Here is an 18,069-nt window from a genome sequence, read left to right as displayed (position 1 = left end):
CGGTCATCGTTGCGCCTCCTCACCGACGGACGCTTCCCCACTGACGGGCACTGTGGCGCGGATCCGCACGATCGCGCCCGCGTCGACGGCAAGGCGTTCGTGCACCTCGGAACCTTCGGACGCGAGGGGGATCCAGACCACGCGATGCGGGAGTGCATCGATCACGAGTGGAAGGGTGATCTCGCCGCGCTCCGTCGCCACCGTCAGCGGGTCGCCTTCGCGCGCGCCGATCTCGTCGGCGGTCGCGGCAGACAGACGTGCGACAGATGCCCGTGCGGTCCCGGCGAGGTTCGGCTCGCCGTCCTGCATGCGCCCGGCATCGAGGAGTAACCGCCATGTCGACAGAACAGCCTCACCCAGAACAGGTTTCGGAACCTCGCCCCGCAATGCCTCGGGGAACTCGGAGACGGTGCTGCGCCGCTGCCCCAACGCGACGAGTTCGGTTCGGGCCGCTGCCACGTCGGGTAGTCCGAGCGGAACGCTCATGGCCTCGGCGATCGCATCGAGGATTCGGAGGTCGGACAGCGCCCCGGTATCGGGCAGCGCGGTGGGGAACGGCCGCTCACGGCCCTCCCAGTCGATGAAGGTGCCGGCCTTCTCGGCGACGGGAGCGACCGGGAAGACGACGTCGGCCCGGTCGGTGATCTCGCTGCGGCGGATTTCGAGACTCACCACGAACCCCGCGGCGTCGATCGCCGCGCGAGCTGCCGGCGGATCGGGTAGATCGGCGACGTCGACACCCGCGACCACCAGCGCGGGCAGTTCCCCCGCTGCCGCGGCGCCGAGGATGCCCGCGGTGTCGCGACCCGGCGCCTCGGGTATCGGATATTCAGTGCCCCAAACGGATTCGATCTCGCGCCGCGCCTCGGGATCGGCCACCGCCCGTCCTCCGGGGAGCAATGTAGGAAAGGCTCCGGCTTCGAGTGCCCCTCGATCTCCCGCGCGTCGCGGCACCCACGCGAGCCGCGCACCGGTGTCGTCGACGAGGCGCGCAGCCGCGGTCAGCGCACCGGGTGCTGCGGCGAGCCGCTCGCCCACCAGGATGATCGCGCCTTCGCGTCGCAGTTGCCCGTCGAGTTCCGGGTGCGTACCGGTGCGCAGGTCGTCGAGCGTCCGAGCTTCGCCGCCAGGAACGCAGTCGAGGAGGGTTCCGGACATCTTCCGCAGTCCTCGGCTCGCGTGCGACGCGACCGAGAACACCGCCGTGCCACCCTTCCGGACGGCCTTGCGCAGCCGCAGGAAGATCAGCGGTGATTCCTCTTCGGGTTCGATACCGACGAGAAGCACGACCGGGGCCTTTTCGAGGTCGGCGTAGGTCACCGACATGCGTGTACCTGCGATCCGGGTACCGAGGAAGCCGGTCTCCTCCGAGGTGTGCAGACGAGTCCTGAAGTCGATGTCGTTGGTGCCGAGCGTGATTCGAGCGAATTTCGCGTACGCGTAGGACTCTTCCCAGGTGAGACGTCCGCCGGTCAGCACACCCGTGTTGCCGCGAGCGGCAGCGAGCCCCCGGGCAGCGACGGTGAGCGCCGCGGGCCACGACGCCGCGACGAGCGCTCCCGTGGAGTCTCGGACGAGCGGCCCGGTGAGCCGGTCGGGTTCGGTGGCGTAGGTGAACGCCCACCTGCCCTTGTCGCAGTTCCACTCCTCGTTGACCTCGGGGTCGTCGCCCGCGAGACGGCGCATCACGGTTCCACGACGGTGGTCGGTGCGTTGCGCGCACCCACCGGCGCAGTGTTCGCACACGCTCGGGGTCGAGACGAGATCGAAAGGGCGGGCCCGGAAGCGGTACGCGCTTCCGGTCAGCGCTCCGACGGGGCACACCTGCACGGTGTTTCCGGAGAAATACGATTCGAACGGTTCCTCGGTGTAGATACCGACCTGTTGGAGGGCGCCACGGTCGAGCATGTCGATGAAGCGGTCGCCCGCGATCTGGTCGGAGAAGCGGGTGCAGCGGGCACACAGCACGCATCGTTCCCGGTCGAGGAGTACCTGCGACGAAATGGCGATCGGTTTGGGATAGGTGCGTTTGACGTCGTCGAAGCGAGTCTGGGGCCGGCCGTTGGACATCGCCTGGTTCTGTAGCGGACATTCGCCGCCCTTGTCGCACACGGGGCAGTCGAGGGGGTGGTTGATCAGGAGGAGTTCCATCACGCCCTGCTGCGCCTTGTCGGCGACGGGTGACGTGGCCTGCGTGCGCACGATCATGCCTTCGGTGGCCACCGTGGTGCACGACGCGAGCGGCTTGCGTTGGCCTTCGACTTCGACGAGGCACTGGCGGCAGGCGCCGACAGGATCGAGGAGTGGGTGGTCGCAGAATCGGGGGATCTGGATGCCGATGAGTTCGGCAGCCCGGATCACGAGGGTTCCTTTGGGGACGGAGAGTTCGGTGTCGTCGATGGTGACGGTGACGAGATCGACGGGGGTCGTGTCGCCGGCTCCGGTTTCCGCTGCGGCGGTCATGAGTGCTCCTCTCCGGTCGCGTGCACAGACGACAGGGCTGCCAGGTGCGGATCGAACGGGCATCCCCCGCGCTCGAAATGCGCGACGTATTCGTCGCGGAAGTAGGCGAGCGACGACGTGATCGGGCTCGTGGCTCCATCCCCGAGCGCGCAGAAGGCACGTCCGAGGATGTTGTCGGCGATGTCGAGCAGCTTCTCGAGGTCGGCTTCGGTGCCGCGCCCGTGTTCGAGGCGGTGCAGGATCTGTTCGAGCCAGAACGTACCCTCGCGACACGGGGTGCACTTGCCGCACGATTCGTGTGCGTAGAACTCCGTCCACCGCAGCACGGTGCGGACCACGCAGGTGGTGTCGTCGAAGATCTGCAGGGCGCGGGTGCCGAGCATCGATCCGGCTTCGCCGACATGCTCGTAGTCGAGTGGGACATCGAGGTGCTCGTCGGTGAAGATCGGGGTGGACGAGCCTCCGGGTGTCCAGAACTTGAGTCGGTGCCCCGGGCGCACACCTCCGGCAAGGTCGAGTAGTTCGCGCAATGTGATACCGAGCGGCGCTTCGTACTGGCCGGGGTTGTTCACGTGTCCCGAGAGCGAGAACAGTGCGAATCCCGGGGATTTCTCAGTGCCCATCGAGCGGTACCACTCGACACCGTTGCGGATGATCGGCGGCACGTTTGCGATCGATTCGACGTTGTTGACCACGGTGGGGCAGGCGTAGAGGCCGGCGACGGCGGGGAACGGGGGTCGCAGACGCGGCTGGCCGCGGCGGCCTTCGAGGGAGTCGAGAAGGGCTGTCTCCTCGCCGCAGATGTACGCACCCGCACCGGCGTGGACGACGAGTTCGAGGTCGTATCCGGACCCGAGAATGTCGCGGCCGAGGTATCCCGCGTCGTAGGCCTCGGCGACCGCGGCCTGCAACCGGCGAAGCACCGGCACTGCTTCTCCGCGCAGATAGATGAATGCGTGTCGCGCGCGGATCGCGTACGCCGAGATGACGACGCCCTCGACGAGCGCATGGGGCGTCGCGAGCATCAGCGGCATGTCCTTGCAGGTACCCGGTTCGGATTCGTCGGCGTTGACGACGAGGTAGTGCGGCTTCTCGTCGCCCTGCGGAATGAACGACCATTTGGTGCCCGTGGAGAACCCGGCCCCGCCACGCCCTCGCAGGCCGGATTGTTTGACGTCGTCGATGATCTCGTCTGGATCCTTGCCCAGGGCGATCTGCAGGGCGTCGTATCCGCGGTGGCGTCGGTATGTGTCGAGGGTCCATGACCTGTCGTCGTCCCAGTACTCGGTGAGGACAGGCGTCAAAGTGGAGTCGAGCGGCTCGTCGTGCACCACGGATTCGTCCGATACCGGGGGTGCCTGCATGTGCTTGTCGCGAGCGAGGTGCAGGCCGACGAGCGAGGCCGGACCGGCGCTGCCTCCTGCGTCGAGCGCTCCGGGCCGGTTGTCGGGGAATCCGGCGAGGAGGCGTGAGGTGTCGCGGAAGGTGCGCAATGGAGCCCCGCGCGTGGGTTCCGGTGGTGTTCCGGCCCGTAGATCGTCGACGAGGGCCGTCGCGGAGCTGACGGTGCGGTTGTCGAAGAGTTCCCAGTTGACGGTCATCACCGGCGCGTAGTCGCAGGCGGCGTTGCATTCGATGTGTTCGAGCGTGATCGCGCCGTCGGGTGTGGTGCCGCCGCTGTCCACACCGAGCCGGTCGCAGAGCGTGGCGTAGATGTCGTCGCCGCCCATGGTCGCGCACAACGCGTTGGTGCACACCCCGACGTGGTAGGTGCCCGTGGGGGATCGGCGGTACATCGTGTAGAACGTCGCGACGGCGGCGACCTCCGCGCCGGTCAATCCGAGGTGGCCTGCGCAGAATTCGATGCCGGCGGGGGTGATGTAGGTGTCCTCGGACTGTACGAGATGCAGCAGCGGCAACAGCGCCGATCTGCTGTGCGGATACCGGGCGATGATCTGCACGGCGTCGGCGTCGAGGCGGGCGCGGACGTCACCGGGGTAGCTGCGGCGGTCGCCGGGTCGCACCAGCAGGGTGTCTTCCTCGGGCCGCGGGCCGAGCGGCACGAAGACCGGTTCTGCCGGTGTCGGTCCGGGTACCACCGGCACGATGTGTTCGGTGCTCATCGGTCCACTCCCCCCATCACCGGGTCGATGCTCGCGAGGGCGGCGATCACGTCCGAGATCATGCCGCCCTCGCACATCGCGGCGACTGCCTGCAGATTCGTGAACGACGGGTCGCGGTAGTGCACGCGATAGGGGCGGGTTCCGCCGTCGCTGACCATGTGCACGCCGATTTCGCCGCGGGGCGACTCGACTGCCACGTACACCTGCCCCGCAGGCACCCGGATGCCCTCGGTGACGAGTTTGAAATGGTGGATGAGATCTTCCATCGAGGTGCCCATGATGGTGCGGATATGCTCGAGCGAGTTGCCGAGACCGTCGGGGCCGAGTGCCAGCTGCGCCGGCCACGCGATCTTCCTGTCCTGCACCATCACCGGGCCGGGCTGCAGTCGGTCGAGGCATTGTTCGACGATCTTCAGCGACTCCCACATCTCCCCCACCCGGATCAGGTAACGGCCGTAGCAGTCGTTTCCGGTGTGGGTGACGACGTCGAATTCGTAGTTCTCGTATCCGCAGTACGGTTGTGTCCGGCGCAGATCGTGTGGCAGGCCGGTGGCGCGCAGGATCGGGCCGGTGACACCGAGGGCCATGCATCCGGTGAGGTCGAGGTATCCGATCCCCTCGGTGCGTGCCTTCCAGATCGGGTTGTCGTTGAGCAGCAACTCCATGTCGCGCAGCCTGCTGGGCATGAGCTTCAGCAGGTCGCGGATCTTGGGTACGGCCTCGGGTGGGAGGTCCTGCACGAGGCCACCGGGCCGGATGTAGGCGTGGTTCATTCGCAGGCCGGTGACGATCTCGAACACCTCGAGGACGAGTTCGCGTTCGCGGAATCCGAACAGCATCGGTGTGGTGGCGCCGAGTTCCATGCCTCCGGTCGCGAGGGCCACCAGGTGCGACGAGATGCGGTTCAGTTCCATGAGCATCACGCGGATGATCGATGCGCGTTCGGGGATCAGGTCGGTGATGCCGAGGAGTTTCTCGACGCCCAGGCAGTAGGCGGTCTCGTTGAAAAACGGTGACAGGTAGTCCATCCTGGTCACGAAGGTGACGCCCTGCGTCCAGTTGCGGTATTCGAGGTTCTTCTCGATTCCTGTGTGCAGGTAGCCGATTCCGCACCGGGCTTCGGTGACCGTCTCGCCGTCGATCTCGAGGATCAGGCGCAATACGCCGTGGGTCGACGGATGCTGCGGGCCCATGTTGACCACGATGTGGTCTTCACCCGCGGCACGTGCCGCAGCGCTGATCTCGTCCCAGTCCTGCCCAGCGGCGTCGTAGACGGTCGTGCCGGTATCCGATTCCGTTGCAGCGTCGTTCGTCAACTGTAGGCCCTCCGCTCGTCCGGTGGCGGGATCTGTGCGCCCTTGTACTCGACGGGAATTCCGCCGAGCGGGTAGTCCTTGCGTTGCGGGTGCCCGTTCCAGTCGTCGGGCATCTGGATCCGGGTCAGGGCCGGATGACCGTCGAAGACGAGACCGAAGAAGTCGTAGGTTTCGCGTTCGTGCCAGTCCGTTGTCGGGTAGACGGCGTGCAGGGACGGAATGTGAGGATCGGCGTCGGGTGCGGTGACCTCGACGAGGATGCGGCGGTTGTGGGTGATCGACATCAGCGGATACACCGCGTGCAGTTCTCGATCGGCATCCTCGGGGTAGTGCACGCCGCTGACGCCGAGGCACAATTCGAATCGCAGTGCGGGATGGTCGCGCAGGGTGCGTGCGACCAGTGGGAGGTGCTCGCGGCGCACGTGCACGGTCATTTCTCCTCGGAACACGACGATTTTGTCCACCGCGCTGCCGAACCCGACGGAGCCCGCGTCGTTCAAGACATCCTCGAGCGTGTCGGCGACGTCATCGAGGTACCCACCGAACGGTCTCGGGCTGCTGCCGGGTAGCGAGATTCGGCGGACGAGCCGGCCGTAGCCGCTGGTGTCGCCGGTGTCGCGAACACCGAACATTCCGCGGCGCTCGGCGATGACGTCGGGTGGGGCGGGCGATTCGCGAGCCGCATCGTCGGTCATCGGCGCGGCACCTTCAGCTCGATGAGCGGGCGCTGTGCGAGGGCAGCCTGCTCGGCCGCGCGCACCGCCTCGTCACGGTTGCTTCCGAGCGGCATGTGCTGGATCTTGTCGTGCAGCGCGAGGATCGCATTGATCAGCATCTCGGGGCGCGGTGGACATCCGGGCAGGTAGATGTCGACGGGCACCACGTGGTCGACGCCCTGCACGATCGCGTAGTTGTTGAACATTCCCCCGGACGACGCGCACACCCCCATCGAGAGAACCCATTTCGGTTCGACCATCTGGTCGTACACCTGACGGAGAGCCGGTGCCATCTTCTGACTGACGCGGCCGGCGACGATCATCACGTCGGCCTGACGCGGCGACGCACGGAACGCCTCCATACCGAATCGAGCTATATCGAAACGTCCCCCCGCAGTCGACATCATCTCGATGGCGCAGCACGCGAGACCGAACGAGGCCGGCCACAGTGAACCTTTCCGGGCGAACCCGGCGAGCACTTCGACCGTGCTGAGCAGAAATCCGCTCGGGACCTTCTCTTCGAGACCCATGTCCGACTTCTACCACCTTCGACAGGATTGTGGATCTTATTCGGGCACAATCGATTTACGGAGCACAACTTTCGGGTTCATCCGGTCAGTCCCATGCCAGGCCGCCCCGTCTCCACTCGTAGGCGTATGCGACGAACACGTTGAACATGAACAGACCCATGGCGAGCAGACCGAACACCCCGAGTGCATCGAAGTGCACCGCCCACGGGTACAGGAAGACGATTTCGATGTCGAAGATGATGAACAGCATGGCCGTCAGGTAGTACTTGACCGGAAATCGGCCGCCTCCGGTCGGCTGCGGTGTCGGATCGATGCCGCACTCGTAGGCGTCGAGTTTCGCCCTGTTGTAGCGGCTCGGACCGGCGATACTCGCGACGACCACGGAGAACAGGGCGAACGCGAGCGCGACTGCGCCGAGCACCAGAATCGGCACGTAGACGTTCATCGGCACCTCCGGTTCCGAATGTCGATCCCCGGTCGTGCAGCTGACGGACACTCGATGTCCTGTGAGCCACGGCACACACACTAGTGCTGATGATGCCGGACTTGTCCAGGATTCGACACGCATTCTTCGGAGCGGCGTGTCCGCCTGTTCGGGCTCAACGCAAGGAGTAGGGTTCGCGCCCTCGCCGGGCCGTTCGAGTCAGTGTCCGGGTGCCGAATCGGTGCCGGGAAGCAGGAGCCGGACGACCTCGCGACCGAGTTTCATCGGGTCGATCGGATGCGACACGACGGCCTCGGCCCGCGACCACGATGCGAGCCACGTGTCGTCGGGACGGCCGATGATCACGACGACGGGCGGGCACGGATCGATCTCGTCCTTGAGTTGCTTCGCGATTCCCAGGCCTCCGGCCGGCGCGGTCTCCCCGTCCAGGATCACCAGATCGATCCCCCCGGCATCGAGGTGCTCGAGGACGACGGGTGCCGTGGCCACCTCGACGTACTCGATCGGTGGGAGGTCCGGGTGCAGTGTCGTACCCAGCGCAGCCTGCACTCGGTCGCGCACAGTGGCGTCATCGCTGTAGACGAGGACCTTCAGAGTTGCGGGACGGCTCACAGCATCGCTCACGCGCCCGATGCTAGAGCGTCGCGGACCTCACCGGACGGTTCGGTCGCGCTCGCGCGGCGTGTCGCGCCCGGCCGGGCCGGTAACCCTAGCCGTACGCCCACCAGAATTCGACCATGGGTTCTCGCGCGAGTTCGGAGCCGCCCTCTGTGATGAGCAGAGCCCTGTCGTCGAAACGGTAGGTCACGCCTGCGTTGGTGGCCCTGAAGCCGTCCGCGGTCGCGACCGGATCGTCGATCTCGATGCCGGAGCCATCATCGACGCGGATGCCCTTGTAGTAGAGGCGGTCGACGCCGGTCCGGCACACCACTATCAGCGAGTCCGCGGTGCGCGCGATACCGACAGCCTCGTTGTCCGCGTTGCATCGCGGACCTGCGCCGCCGACGAATCCCTGCGTGTCCGCGTTTGCGACGGTGACGACACTCCGCGGGGGTGTCGCACTGGTTCGTGTGGTCGTGGGCCTGGTGCTCGTCGTGGTCCCGGCGGTCGTGGGCGCAGGTGTGGTCGTGGCCTCCTCGGTGACAGTCATGGTGGTGACCGTCGTGATATCCGTCGATGCACCGGCGAGCGTCCCGGGATCGACCGAATCGTTCCTCATGCTGCTCCAGGCGACGACCGCACCGACGGCGACGAGCGCGGTCACTGCCCCCGCGATGGCACCCAGGCGGGCGCCCCCCGAGGTTTTGGGAGTCGGGGGCGTCGGCACGTTCGGGCCCGACTCACGGTCCGGAAACGCAGCAGGGTCCGAAGAAGCCATGCGATTCCGGTGCGGGCTCGACATCTGCCGCGCAGCAATCAACGCGCCCTGCGCCACCACGGTCTTGGGGTCGTCGAGGGTCGCGACCTGCGCCACCCGCGACAGTTGCTCGTGCACAAGCGGAATCCGAGAGGATCCACCGGTCAGGTAGAGGGCGTGCAGAGACCCCGGCGCCACCCGTGCATCGGTGAGCGCGGCGCGAACCAGGTTCACCGCCGACTCGACCTGCGGGGTGATCAGCGAGTCGAATTCCGGCCGGGTCATCGACAAGGTCGTCCGGGATGTTCCTCCCGTGACAGCGATCGTCGCCGACGGTGTCTCCGAGAGCACTTCCTTGGCAGCGCGAGCCGTGTCGTCGAGCGCCCGGACCGCTTCGATGCTGCCAGTGGCTCCGTCCGTGAATTCGGCGCGTAGCGCAGGATCGCGGTCGGCCACGTGGTCGAGTGCCCAGCGCCGGACCAGTGCGTCGAAGTTCTTGCCTCCGAGCGCGTTGTCGCCACGCGCGGCCACGACGTCGAACGCTCCGGAGTCGGAGACCCGCAGCACCGCGACGTCGGCGGTGCCGCCGCCGAAGTCGAACACCGCGAGCGCAGTGCCGACCTGCAGCGAAGCGGTGCGGGAGTAGTGGTACGCCGCCGCCCGCGGTTCCGACACGGTAGTGATCGCAGCCGGGTCCATTCCCGCACGCGAAGCCGCGTCCACCAGCACCGCGACGGTGGCGTGCGACCACGCCTCGGGGTGGGTGAGCACGACGCGCGCGGGTGGCACGTCGTTGTGCAGCGCCGCTGCCCGGCGGAGCACGCTGCGCAGCACCGCGGCGATCATCTGCGACGGCGTCATATCCACGCCGCCGGTCCGGATGAACGGCTGGGAGATCAGGCGTTTGGGCGCGGGCACGAATCCGTCCGGATGATGGGCCGCGGCATTCTGGGCTGCGTCCCCGGTGAGAATTTCACCGTCGGCGCGCACGAACACCGCCGACGGCAGCAGGTTCGACCGGTGGGTGAGCGAGACCGGATGGATCGTGCCGTCGCCTGCCCGGGTGTGTGCGGCCGCTGTGTTCGATGTCCCGAAGTCGATCGCGAGCCACCACAGGTCATCACTCATGTATCAGGAGACTAGTACTCGAACAGTAAGTTGATCTTGGCGGCGTGTGCTCGCAGATGGTCTCGAAGCCCGCACGGCACTTTCCTCCCGTTGCCCGGGTTGCCGTGGGTCGTGAGGCAACGGAAACCCGTACGACTGGGGGAAAGTTACGCGGTGGCGGCATGGTCAGACCGGGACCCGCACCGGTACCGCGCTCGCCGTCGTCGATTCGTTGCCCAGTTCACCGTTTCCGTTCTCTCCCCAGCAGAACACCTGGTCGTCGACGGTGGTCGCGCAGGTGTGGACGGCACCGGTCGTGATGGCCGTCGCTGCAGCAGGAAGTGCGATCGGTGTCGGTTCGGTCGAGCTGCCGCCGGGAGAACTCGTGTGCTGCCCCCAGTCGGTCGTACCCCAGCAGGAGACGACGCCGTCCTCCGTGAGCGCACAGGTATGCCGCAGCGAGGCCGAGAGCGCAATGGCTCGGCCGGACAGCGAGGACAGCACCGGTTCGGAGTGCGAGTCGTTGGTGCCCTCGCCGAGCTGCCCCCAGCCGTTCTCGCCCCAGCAGTATGTTCGGGCGTCCTCGAGTGCGGCGCAGGTGTGTCCGCGCCCCGCCGCGACGAACGCAGCGGGGCCTGGCAGCTCCACTTGCAGCGGATCGGCGATCGCGGCGTCGGAGTCGTTGGTGTATCCGCGCCCCAGTTGGCCGGAGGTGTTCGCGCCCCAGCAGAAGACATCTCCGACGACGGTGGACGCGCAGGTGTGGTTGCCTCCCGCTGCCAGCGACGTCATGGTGGGCAGGTCGATGCGGCGGGGCGATTCGATCAGGTCGGTCCCCTCCTCTCCGATCTGGCCGTTGGTGTTGCGGCCCCAGCAGTAGCCTTCGCCACCCTCGGTCAGTGCGCACGTGTGGTCCTCGCCTGCACTCAGCGCCGAGACGGGGGCGGGTATGTCGATCCGCACCGGTTCCGTGCTCGGGTCGGTGGTGCCCGTGCCGAGCTGACCGAAAGTGTTGTAGCCCCAGCAGTAGGTCTCGCCGTCGTCGAGGGCAGCGCAGGTGTGCTCACGGCCGGTTCCGAGTGCGGACGCGGGCGCGGAGAGCTCGACCGAGACGGGTGAGTATCGAGAATCTGCGGTCCCGTCGCCGAGCTGACCGGAGGCGTTGAGTCCCCAACAGCTGACATCACCGAAAGAATCTGCGCACGTGAACCATCCGCCGGCAGAGACGGTGAACACATCGTTTCCCGTCGGTGAGGCTGCCGGGACGCCGGCCGCGGCGGCGCCCTCGCCACCGGAATCAGGCCAGTACACCGCGACACCTACTGCGGCGGCGATCACCGCAACCACCGCTCCGAGTGTCGCGAGAGTTCGGGTGGATCTGCGGAGTGGCTTCGACGCATCCGGCGGCCGAGAGGCACGCACCGGTACCGTAGGCGCGGCTGCGGGGCGACCGGAGCGGCCGGTGGCGATGAGCGCACCGCGCGCCACGACGGTCTTCGGGTCGTCGAGGGTCGCAACGGGGCCGACCTGTCCGAGCACACTGTGCACCAGCGGGATCCGTGAGGATCCTCCGGTGAGGTAGATCGCCTGCAGCCGATCGCGCGGAACACCTCCCTGGGTGAGCGCGGTGCGGACGAGCGAGGCCGCCTGCTCGACCTGGGGGGCAATGAGGTCTTCGAACTCGTCGCGGGTCAGGAGCAGGTTCTCGCGCCACGGGCCGCCTGCGGCCGAGATGGTCGCGGACGGCGCATCGGACAGCACTTCCTTGGCGCGACGTGCGGACTCCTCGAGCGCCCGCCGCGCCTGCAACTGCTCGGGGCCGGATCCGCGCAGGTACTCGGCGAGTTCGGGGTTGAGGTCGGCCAGCTGGGATTCGGCCCAGCCGCGCACGAGTGCGTCGAAGTTCTTGCCGCCGAGTCCGTTGTCTCCGACAGCGGCAACGACTTCGAATTCGTTGTCGGGAGTACCGCGCAGGATCGCCACGTCGACGGTGCCGCCACCGAAATCGAACACTGCGATCGCCGATCCGGCGGGCACTGGGGTACTTCGGGAGTAGAAGTGTGCAGCGGCCCGTGGTTCGGACACCGTCACGACGGTGGACGGATCGATACCGACCTGAACGGCCGCGTCGGTCAGCACCGCGACCAGATCTGCCGACCAGGCTTCGGGGTGGGTGAGTACGACACGGGACGGCGGGACCGCGTCGCTGTGGCGGAGCGCGCGGTGGTACACGTTGCCGATCACTGCCGCGACGAGGGTCGCGCGGGGTACCGGTGTGCCGTGCACCGACACGGCGGGCAGACTCACGAGCCGCTTGGGGGACGGAACGTAGGCGCCCGGGTCCGAATCGGCGGCATTGAGCGCGGCATCGCCGACAAGGATGTCGTCGAGGGACCGGACCGGCACCGACCGGACGAAGACCGACGACGACATGAGGTTGCCGTGGTGCGTCAACGAGAGAGTGTGGATTCCCGCTCGGGGATCGGTCACCGCCGCAGCGGTGTTCGACGTGCCGAAATCGATCGCCAGCGACCGGTCACCAGTGCTCATGGCTCCTGAGAGTAAGCGAGGATACGCGCGCATACCGACCCGGTAGGAACCTGACGTGGATGACTGTCGGAGTACGGCTGCGTCACGGTGGCTTCCCCGGTCTACCGTGGCTCCCTGGGCCGTGTTCCCTCACGCGACGGAGTGCTTGCCACCGTTCCGGACTGTCGATGTTCTCCGCGGATGTGATCGGCGCAGGCTCCGGAGCCGTTCTCCGGCGCTGTGCACTCGGCCTGCGGCCGGACCCGGCGTGATCATCAGGTGCGCTACGACGACGCAGACACCTGTGAGCGCACCGTATAGAAGACCTGACACGACCGATCCGGTAATCATGACCACCGCGGTCCCGATGATGAGCGCTGCCGACAGAACGAGGATCGCCAACGCTCTGCTCTGTGACCGGTCCCCCGACTCGGTGCGATGTTCGCCCATGCTCCCCTCCCCTTTTCCTCCCCGGAGCGGACTCGACCGTGCGTGTCGTCTGCACATCGAAGATCTCGATAGCACGGTCGCGGTATCCGAATGGACCGAAAGTTCCGCCCTCCACCCGTTACGCCCGGGCTGGCAGCGTAGTGGATAACGAAACACTACCAAATGTGATGAATATCTCGCAACCGACCTGTGGTGCGTCACCAAGCTGTTGCATCGCGTGGCTACTGGTCGTACTGGCTCACCCCTCGGGTGCGCTGAACCCCACCGCACTGTCCCCCACTGAGGCGTCCCCCGACCATGTCGCCCACAGCCGTGCGTACTGCCCACCCGCAGCAACCAGTTCCTCGTGAGTCCCCGACTCGCAGACGACACCGTGTTCGAGCACGACGATCCTGTCTGCGCTGGCCGCCTGAGTGAGGCGGTGCGCCACCACCAACGCGGTGCGGCCGGTCACGGTGGCGGCCGCTGAACCCTCGAGATCCCGGGCGCCGGAACTCCCGGCTTCCGCGGTCGCCTCGTCGAGGACCACTACCGCAGGGTCGGCGAGCAGCACGCGGGCGAGCGCGAGTTGCTGTGCCTGTGCGGCGGTGAGCCGATGGCCTCCCTCGCCCACCACGGTGTCGACGGCGGCAGGCAACGCACGGACCCAGCCGATCGCGCCCGCCGACGTGAGTGCGGCCTCGAGCGCCTGGTCGTCGGCGTGCGGGGCGGCAAGCTGCAGATCGTCGCGGAGTGGGCCCGCGAAGGTGTGTACCTCCTGGGTGACGATCGCGATGTGGTCGCGGATCGTGCCCGTCAGTTCGGCCAGCGGCACACCGCCCAGTACCACGTCGCCGGAATCCGGGGTGATGCTGCCTGCCGCGATCGACGCCAGGGTGCTCTTGCCCGACCCGGTCGGGCCGACGAGCGCGATCCGCTCGCCGGGGGCGATCGTCAGGTCGATGCCGTGCAATACCTCATGTCCGTCGTAGCCGTGGCGGATGCCGCTCAGCCGCAGACCGGAATCGGTGGGCAGGCGTGGGTCGACCGGCGGTGCAGTGTCGGGGAGCGAGACGATGCCGACCAGCCTGGCCAGGCTCGCCCCGGCCGATTGCACCTCGTCGAAGGTGAACAGGATCGCGGCAAGGGGGTTGAACAACTGGTGGAACAGGAGTGCAGCGGCGGTGACCTGGCCGACAGTGACCGACCCGTCGTCGACCAGGATGAATCCCACGGCGAGGATGCAGGCCAGACTCACGTACTCGGCGCGGTTCCCGCGACTTGCGAACCGTGCGAAGACCCCGAACACGTCGATGCCCAGCACCCGGGCACGATCGGATGCCTCGTCCACGAGGTTTCGGTGGACGGCTTCGGTTCCGTAGGCACGCACGGTGCGCTGCCCCTGGATGCTGCTGATCAAGGCCTGGGATCGCGCTCCCATCGCGACGCGCTGCGCGGCGTAGCGAGGCGCCGATCGCGGCAGGTACCACCGCAGAGCCAAGGTGTACATGGGGACGGCGATCATGCCGGCCAGCCCCAGTCGCCAGTCGATTCCGACCATCGTGGTCAGGCTCACCGCAACGAGGAACAACGCGGAGATCACCGGTGGGACGGCGTCGGAGACAGCCTTGTCGATCACGGCGACATCGTCGCCGACGCGGGCGAGCACGTCGCCTTTGCCTGCCTGCTCGACCGTGCGCATCGGCAACCGCAGGGTGCGCACGACTACTGCTTCGCGGAGCCGGGCCAGCACCGTGGATCCCAGCACCGCGACGAAGTACCGGGAAAGGCCGGTGAACACGCCCGCGGCAATCGCCGCGACAGCAATGATCGCGACGATCCCACCGAGGGAGGCGATCGGAGCCGATTCACGCACGCGGTCGACGAGGACCCCGAACATGTAGACGGGGAGCACGGTCGCCGCGGCGCCCAGCGCTGCCGTGACGACCCCCGCTGCCGTGATGGCCGACTTCGTCCGGACCGCCCGCCCGAGCCACGCCCACGACTCGCGGGCGGTGGCGATCGGCAGCAGCGGACGTTCGGCATCCGGAATCGTCTCTGTCATCGAACGACCGCCTCCTGGTACATCGTGTCGATCTCGGCGAGCCGGTGGTGGGTCGCGGCGGCGACCACGCGGCCTTGATCGATCACCACGACACGGTCGGCGGCGGCGAGAAGCGCGGGGCTCGAGGTGAGGACGATCGTGGTGCGCGGGTCGGTTCCGTGCCGGAGCGCGACCAGCCCTTCCGCGATGTTCAACTCGGTGACCGAGTCGACCGCGGTCGTGGGATCGTGCAGGACGAGCACCGGCGGATCCGCTACGAGCGCCCGCGCCAACGCGACGCGTTGCCGCTGGCCGCCGGACAGTGTGGTGCCGTCGTCGCCGACCGGATGGTCGAGACCGGACGGATGCAGGTCCACGACTTCGCGGGCGGCGGACGCGTCGAGTGCGCGCTCGAGGTCGACCGAAGGGGCGGGGCCACGCCCCGCAATGCTGTTGGAGCCCGCAGTGATATTGGAGCCCGCAGTGATATTGGAGCGCAGTGTGCCGGAGAACAGGAAGGTGTCGTGTGGTTCGGCGAGGACCAGTGTGCGAGCCAGCTCGATCGGAAGGTCGCGGGCGGACACCGTCCCGACGCTGAATGATCCGGTGTAGTCGTCCGCGGGGACCTGCGACGACAGCAGCGCGAACAATGCATCGGCGTCTTCCGGTCGGTACGCGACGATTCCGACGAACTCTCCGCGCGCGACGGTGAGGTCGAGCCCGTCGAGCGTCCGATACCTGAGGTCGGCCAGCTCGAGGACCGGCCCTTGCGCGTGGTGGTTCACGTCGTCGCTTCCGGGGTGCAGTAGCGGTGCGCTGTCGAGGACCCGCGCCACGCGGTCGGCCGATCCTCGCGATGCCGCGACGGCGGCGGGGACCTGGGCGAGCGTGGTGAGTGGCTCGATCAGGAATTGGGCCAGACCGACCACCGTGATGACCTCGGCGAGGCCGATCCGGCCACTGAGTGCCAGCCAGCCCGCCCCGGCGGCGACTGCCACCGCAAGTAATGCGCTCGCGCTGGTCGAGACGCCCGCGAATACCGATCGGACCTTCGCCGCGCCGAGCGTGGCGGTCAGGGCGTCGGCGCTGACGGCGCGAAAACGTTGCCCGGCTTCGGTTTCTCCCCCGAATCCACGCAGCGGCCGCAGCCCGGTGACGAGGTCTGTCGCGACGGCCGAAGCGGTCCCGATGCGGGCCTGCTGCTCGGCGGTGCGGTGTGCGATGACGGGAGCGGCGAAGTGCAGCGCTGCGAGCAGTGCGACAGTTCCGAAGAGAACGCCGAGGCCGAGTGGAACATCGATGACGAACAGGATCACCGCCGTCGCGATCACCGCGACGGCACCGGCGACGGCTCGTGCGACGAGATCGAGGATCCAGGTGGTGCGATCGGCGTCCGAGGTGGCGACAGAGAGCAGTTCCCCCGCGCGCATGTCCGTGCGGACGCCGCGAGGGCGGAGGAGTGTGTCGGTGACCTCGACGCGAAGCCGGTGACCTTCCCCTTCCATCGCTGCAACGACGAGGCGTGCACCGAGGCGCCAGGAGTAAGTGAGGGCCGTGAACAGCAGCGCGAGTCCGATCAGCCAGGCCACGAGCACGGTTCGGTCGCCCGGAGCGATGGCGTTCGCGACGATCGCTCCGATCGCGACCGGGACGAGGGCCTCGAACAACTGGTGCAGACCGCACAGCACCACTGCGATGGTCATTCGTCCGCGGTGTCGCCGCAGCGTGCGCCACATCAACGCGTTGCCGCGCGACGCCTGGTTCTGCGTGTCCACCGCACCTCCCGAATCTGCCCGGTTCACCCTAGGCGACGGCGTCGCCGAGGATTCTCCACCACCTGAAGTTTCAGAATTTTTGAAAGTGCGAGAGAGGTAAGGCTAGGCTGACCCGACAGTTCGGTAGGGACATCCCCTCGCCCCGCCTCGTCGAAAGGTATCCATGCACAACAGACTCGGCCGCGCCCTCCGCCGGCCCCAGCTCATCGCAGTGGTCGCGGCCGGCGCACTCCTACTCGGGGCATGCTCCAGCAGTGACAGCGGATCCGACACCGTCGCATCCGGCGACTTCGAACCGGTGACCATCGAGCATGCCCTCGGCACCGCCGAGATCACCGAGGAACCCGAACGCATCGTCACCCTCGGCATGGGATCTGCCGAGACCGCGATCGCACTCGGCACCACCCCGGTGGGCATCGAAGAGTACCCGTGGGGCAGCGACGAGACCGGCTACCTGCCGTGGATCCATGAAGAGCTCACCGAGCGCGGCGAGGAACTGCCGCCCCAGTTCACCGGCGGGGCCGAGGTCGACATCGAGGCGATCGCGGCCCTGAAGCCTGATCTGATCCTCGCGCCGTGGTCCGGTGTCACCCAAGAGCAATACGACCTGCTCGACGGCATCGCACCGACCGTCGCGTACCCGGAACTGCCGTGGACCATCACGTGGCAAGACCAGATCGAGACGATCGGCACCGCGATGGGCAAACACGACGAGGCCCTCGATCTCATCACCGAGATCGACGACACGTTCGCGAATACCACCGCCGAGCATCCCGAATACCAGAACGTGAGCTTCTCCTACATCTACAACACCGGCCCCGCCACGCTCGGCGTGTTTCTCGCGAACGAACAGCGTGTCGCGATGGTCCGCGGACTCGGGCTCACCGTCGACCCGGTCGTCGACACACTCGAGGAGACCGAGGGCACCGACTCGTCCGTCATCGGTCTCGAGAATGCTCATCTGCTCGCCGACTCCGACCTGATCTTCACGTTCTACAGCGATCCGGCAAACCGCGCCGAGATCGAGGCGCAGCCGGTCTACCAGCAGATCCCCGCGATCTCACGGAATTCGATCGTGGCGCCCGAAGAACAACCCTTCGTCACCGGGTCGTCGATCATCAACCCGCTCACGGTGCCGTGGGCGCTCGACCGCTATGTCCCGATGATCGACGAAGCGATCTCGAAACTGGACAGGTAACAGGCGGATACTGCAGAAAGGGTGAAGGCGGACACGC

12 protein-coding genes are annotated in these 18,069 nt (G+C 67.3%); 1 reads left to right on the top strand and 11 read right to left on the bottom strand.

The features are described from left to right. Positions 1-3: 3 nt before the first annotated feature. The 11 genes from ACFWB0_RS09400 to ACFWB0_RS09350 form a co-directional block, all read right to left on the bottom strand. Positions 4-2,463, bottom strand: a complete 2,460-nt coding sequence (locus ACFWB0_RS09400; protein WP_378490175.1) for an NADH-quinone oxidoreductase subunit G — start codon at positions 2,461-2,463, stop codon at positions 4-6. Next, positions 2,460-4,586, bottom strand: coding sequence for an NADH-quinone oxidoreductase subunit NuoF (nuoF, locus tag ACFWB0_RS09395; protein WP_378490174.1), 2,127 nt, complete (start codon positions 4,584-4,586; stop codon positions 2,460-2,462). The genes ACFWB0_RS09400 and nuoF overlap by 4 nt, the downstream gene beginning before the upstream one ends. Further along, a complete protein-coding gene (gene nuoD, locus ACFWB0_RS09390) occupies positions 4,583-5,902 on the bottom strand; it encodes an NADH dehydrogenase (quinone) subunit D (protein ID WP_378490173.1) in 1,320 nt (439 codons plus the stop codon). Before nuoD ends, nuoF begins: the two co-directional genes overlap by 4 nt. Further along, positions 5,899-6,597 (bottom strand): NADH-quinone oxidoreductase subunit C, encoded by a 699-nt coding sequence (locus tag ACFWB0_RS09385; RefSeq protein WP_378490172.1) that lies wholly within the window; start codon positions 6,595-6,597, stop codon positions 5,899-5,901. Before ACFWB0_RS09385 ends, nuoD begins: the two co-directional genes overlap by 4 nt. Continuing rightward, complete coding sequence (locus tag ACFWB0_RS09380) at positions 6,594-7,148, bottom strand: NuoB/complex I 20 kDa subunit family protein (protein WP_378490171.1); 555 nt, start codon at positions 7,146-7,148, stop codon at positions 6,594-6,596. Before ACFWB0_RS09380 ends, ACFWB0_RS09385 begins: the two co-directional genes overlap by 4 nt. An 85-nt stretch (positions 7,149-7,233) precedes the next feature. Next, positions 7,234-7,593: an NADH-quinone oxidoreductase subunit A gene (locus ACFWB0_RS09375; RefSeq protein WP_378490170.1), complete on the bottom strand. Its 360-nt coding sequence runs from the start codon at positions 7,591-7,593 to the stop codon at positions 7,234-7,236. A 198-nt stretch (positions 7,594-7,791) separates the two neighbouring features. Beyond that, a complete protein-coding gene (locus tag ACFWB0_RS09370; protein WP_378490169.1) occupies positions 7,792-8,217 on the bottom strand; it encodes a hypothetical protein in 426 nt (141 codons plus the stop codon). An 85-nt stretch (positions 8,218-8,302) separates the two neighbouring features. Continuing rightward, positions 8,303-10,078, bottom strand: coding sequence for an Hsp70 family protein (locus ACFWB0_RS09365; RefSeq protein WP_378490168.1), 1,776 nt, complete (start codon positions 10,076-10,078; stop codon positions 8,303-8,305). 165 nt (positions 10,079-10,243) lie between these two features. After that, positions 10,244-12,607, bottom strand: a complete 2,364-nt coding sequence (locus ACFWB0_RS09360; protein WP_378490167.1) for an Hsp70 family protein — start codon at positions 12,605-12,607, stop codon at positions 10,244-10,246. A 667-nt stretch (positions 12,608-13,274) separates the two neighbouring features. Continuing rightward, a complete protein-coding gene (locus ACFWB0_RS09355; RefSeq protein ID WP_378490166.1) occupies positions 13,275-15,080 on the bottom strand; it encodes an ABC transporter ATP-binding protein in 1,806 nt (601 codons plus the stop codon). Beyond that, positions 15,077-16,795, bottom strand: a complete 1,719-nt coding sequence (locus ACFWB0_RS09350) for an ABC transporter ATP-binding protein (protein ID WP_378490238.1) — start codon at positions 16,793-16,795, stop codon at positions 15,077-15,079. The genes ACFWB0_RS09355 and ACFWB0_RS09350 overlap by 4 nt, the downstream gene beginning before the upstream one ends. 202 nt (positions 16,796-16,997) lie before the next feature. Between ACFWB0_RS09350 and ACFWB0_RS09345 the strand changes: the two genes are divergently transcribed. Next, positions 16,998-18,032: an iron-siderophore ABC transporter substrate-binding protein gene (locus ACFWB0_RS09345; protein ID WP_378490165.1), complete on the top strand. Its 1,035-nt coding sequence runs from the start codon at positions 16,998-17,000 to the stop codon at positions 18,030-18,032. Positions 18,033-18,069: the final 37 nt, after the last annotated feature.

It is taken from the genome of Rhodococcus sp. NPDC060086, from assembly GCF_042730275.1.
In the GTDB taxonomy this organism is placed as follows: Bacteria; Actinomycetota; Actinomycetes; order Mycobacteriales; family Mycobacteriaceae; genus Rhodococcus.
Note: the sequence above shows the minus strand (reverse complement) of the source record. Positions and strands in the feature narration are given on the sequence as shown.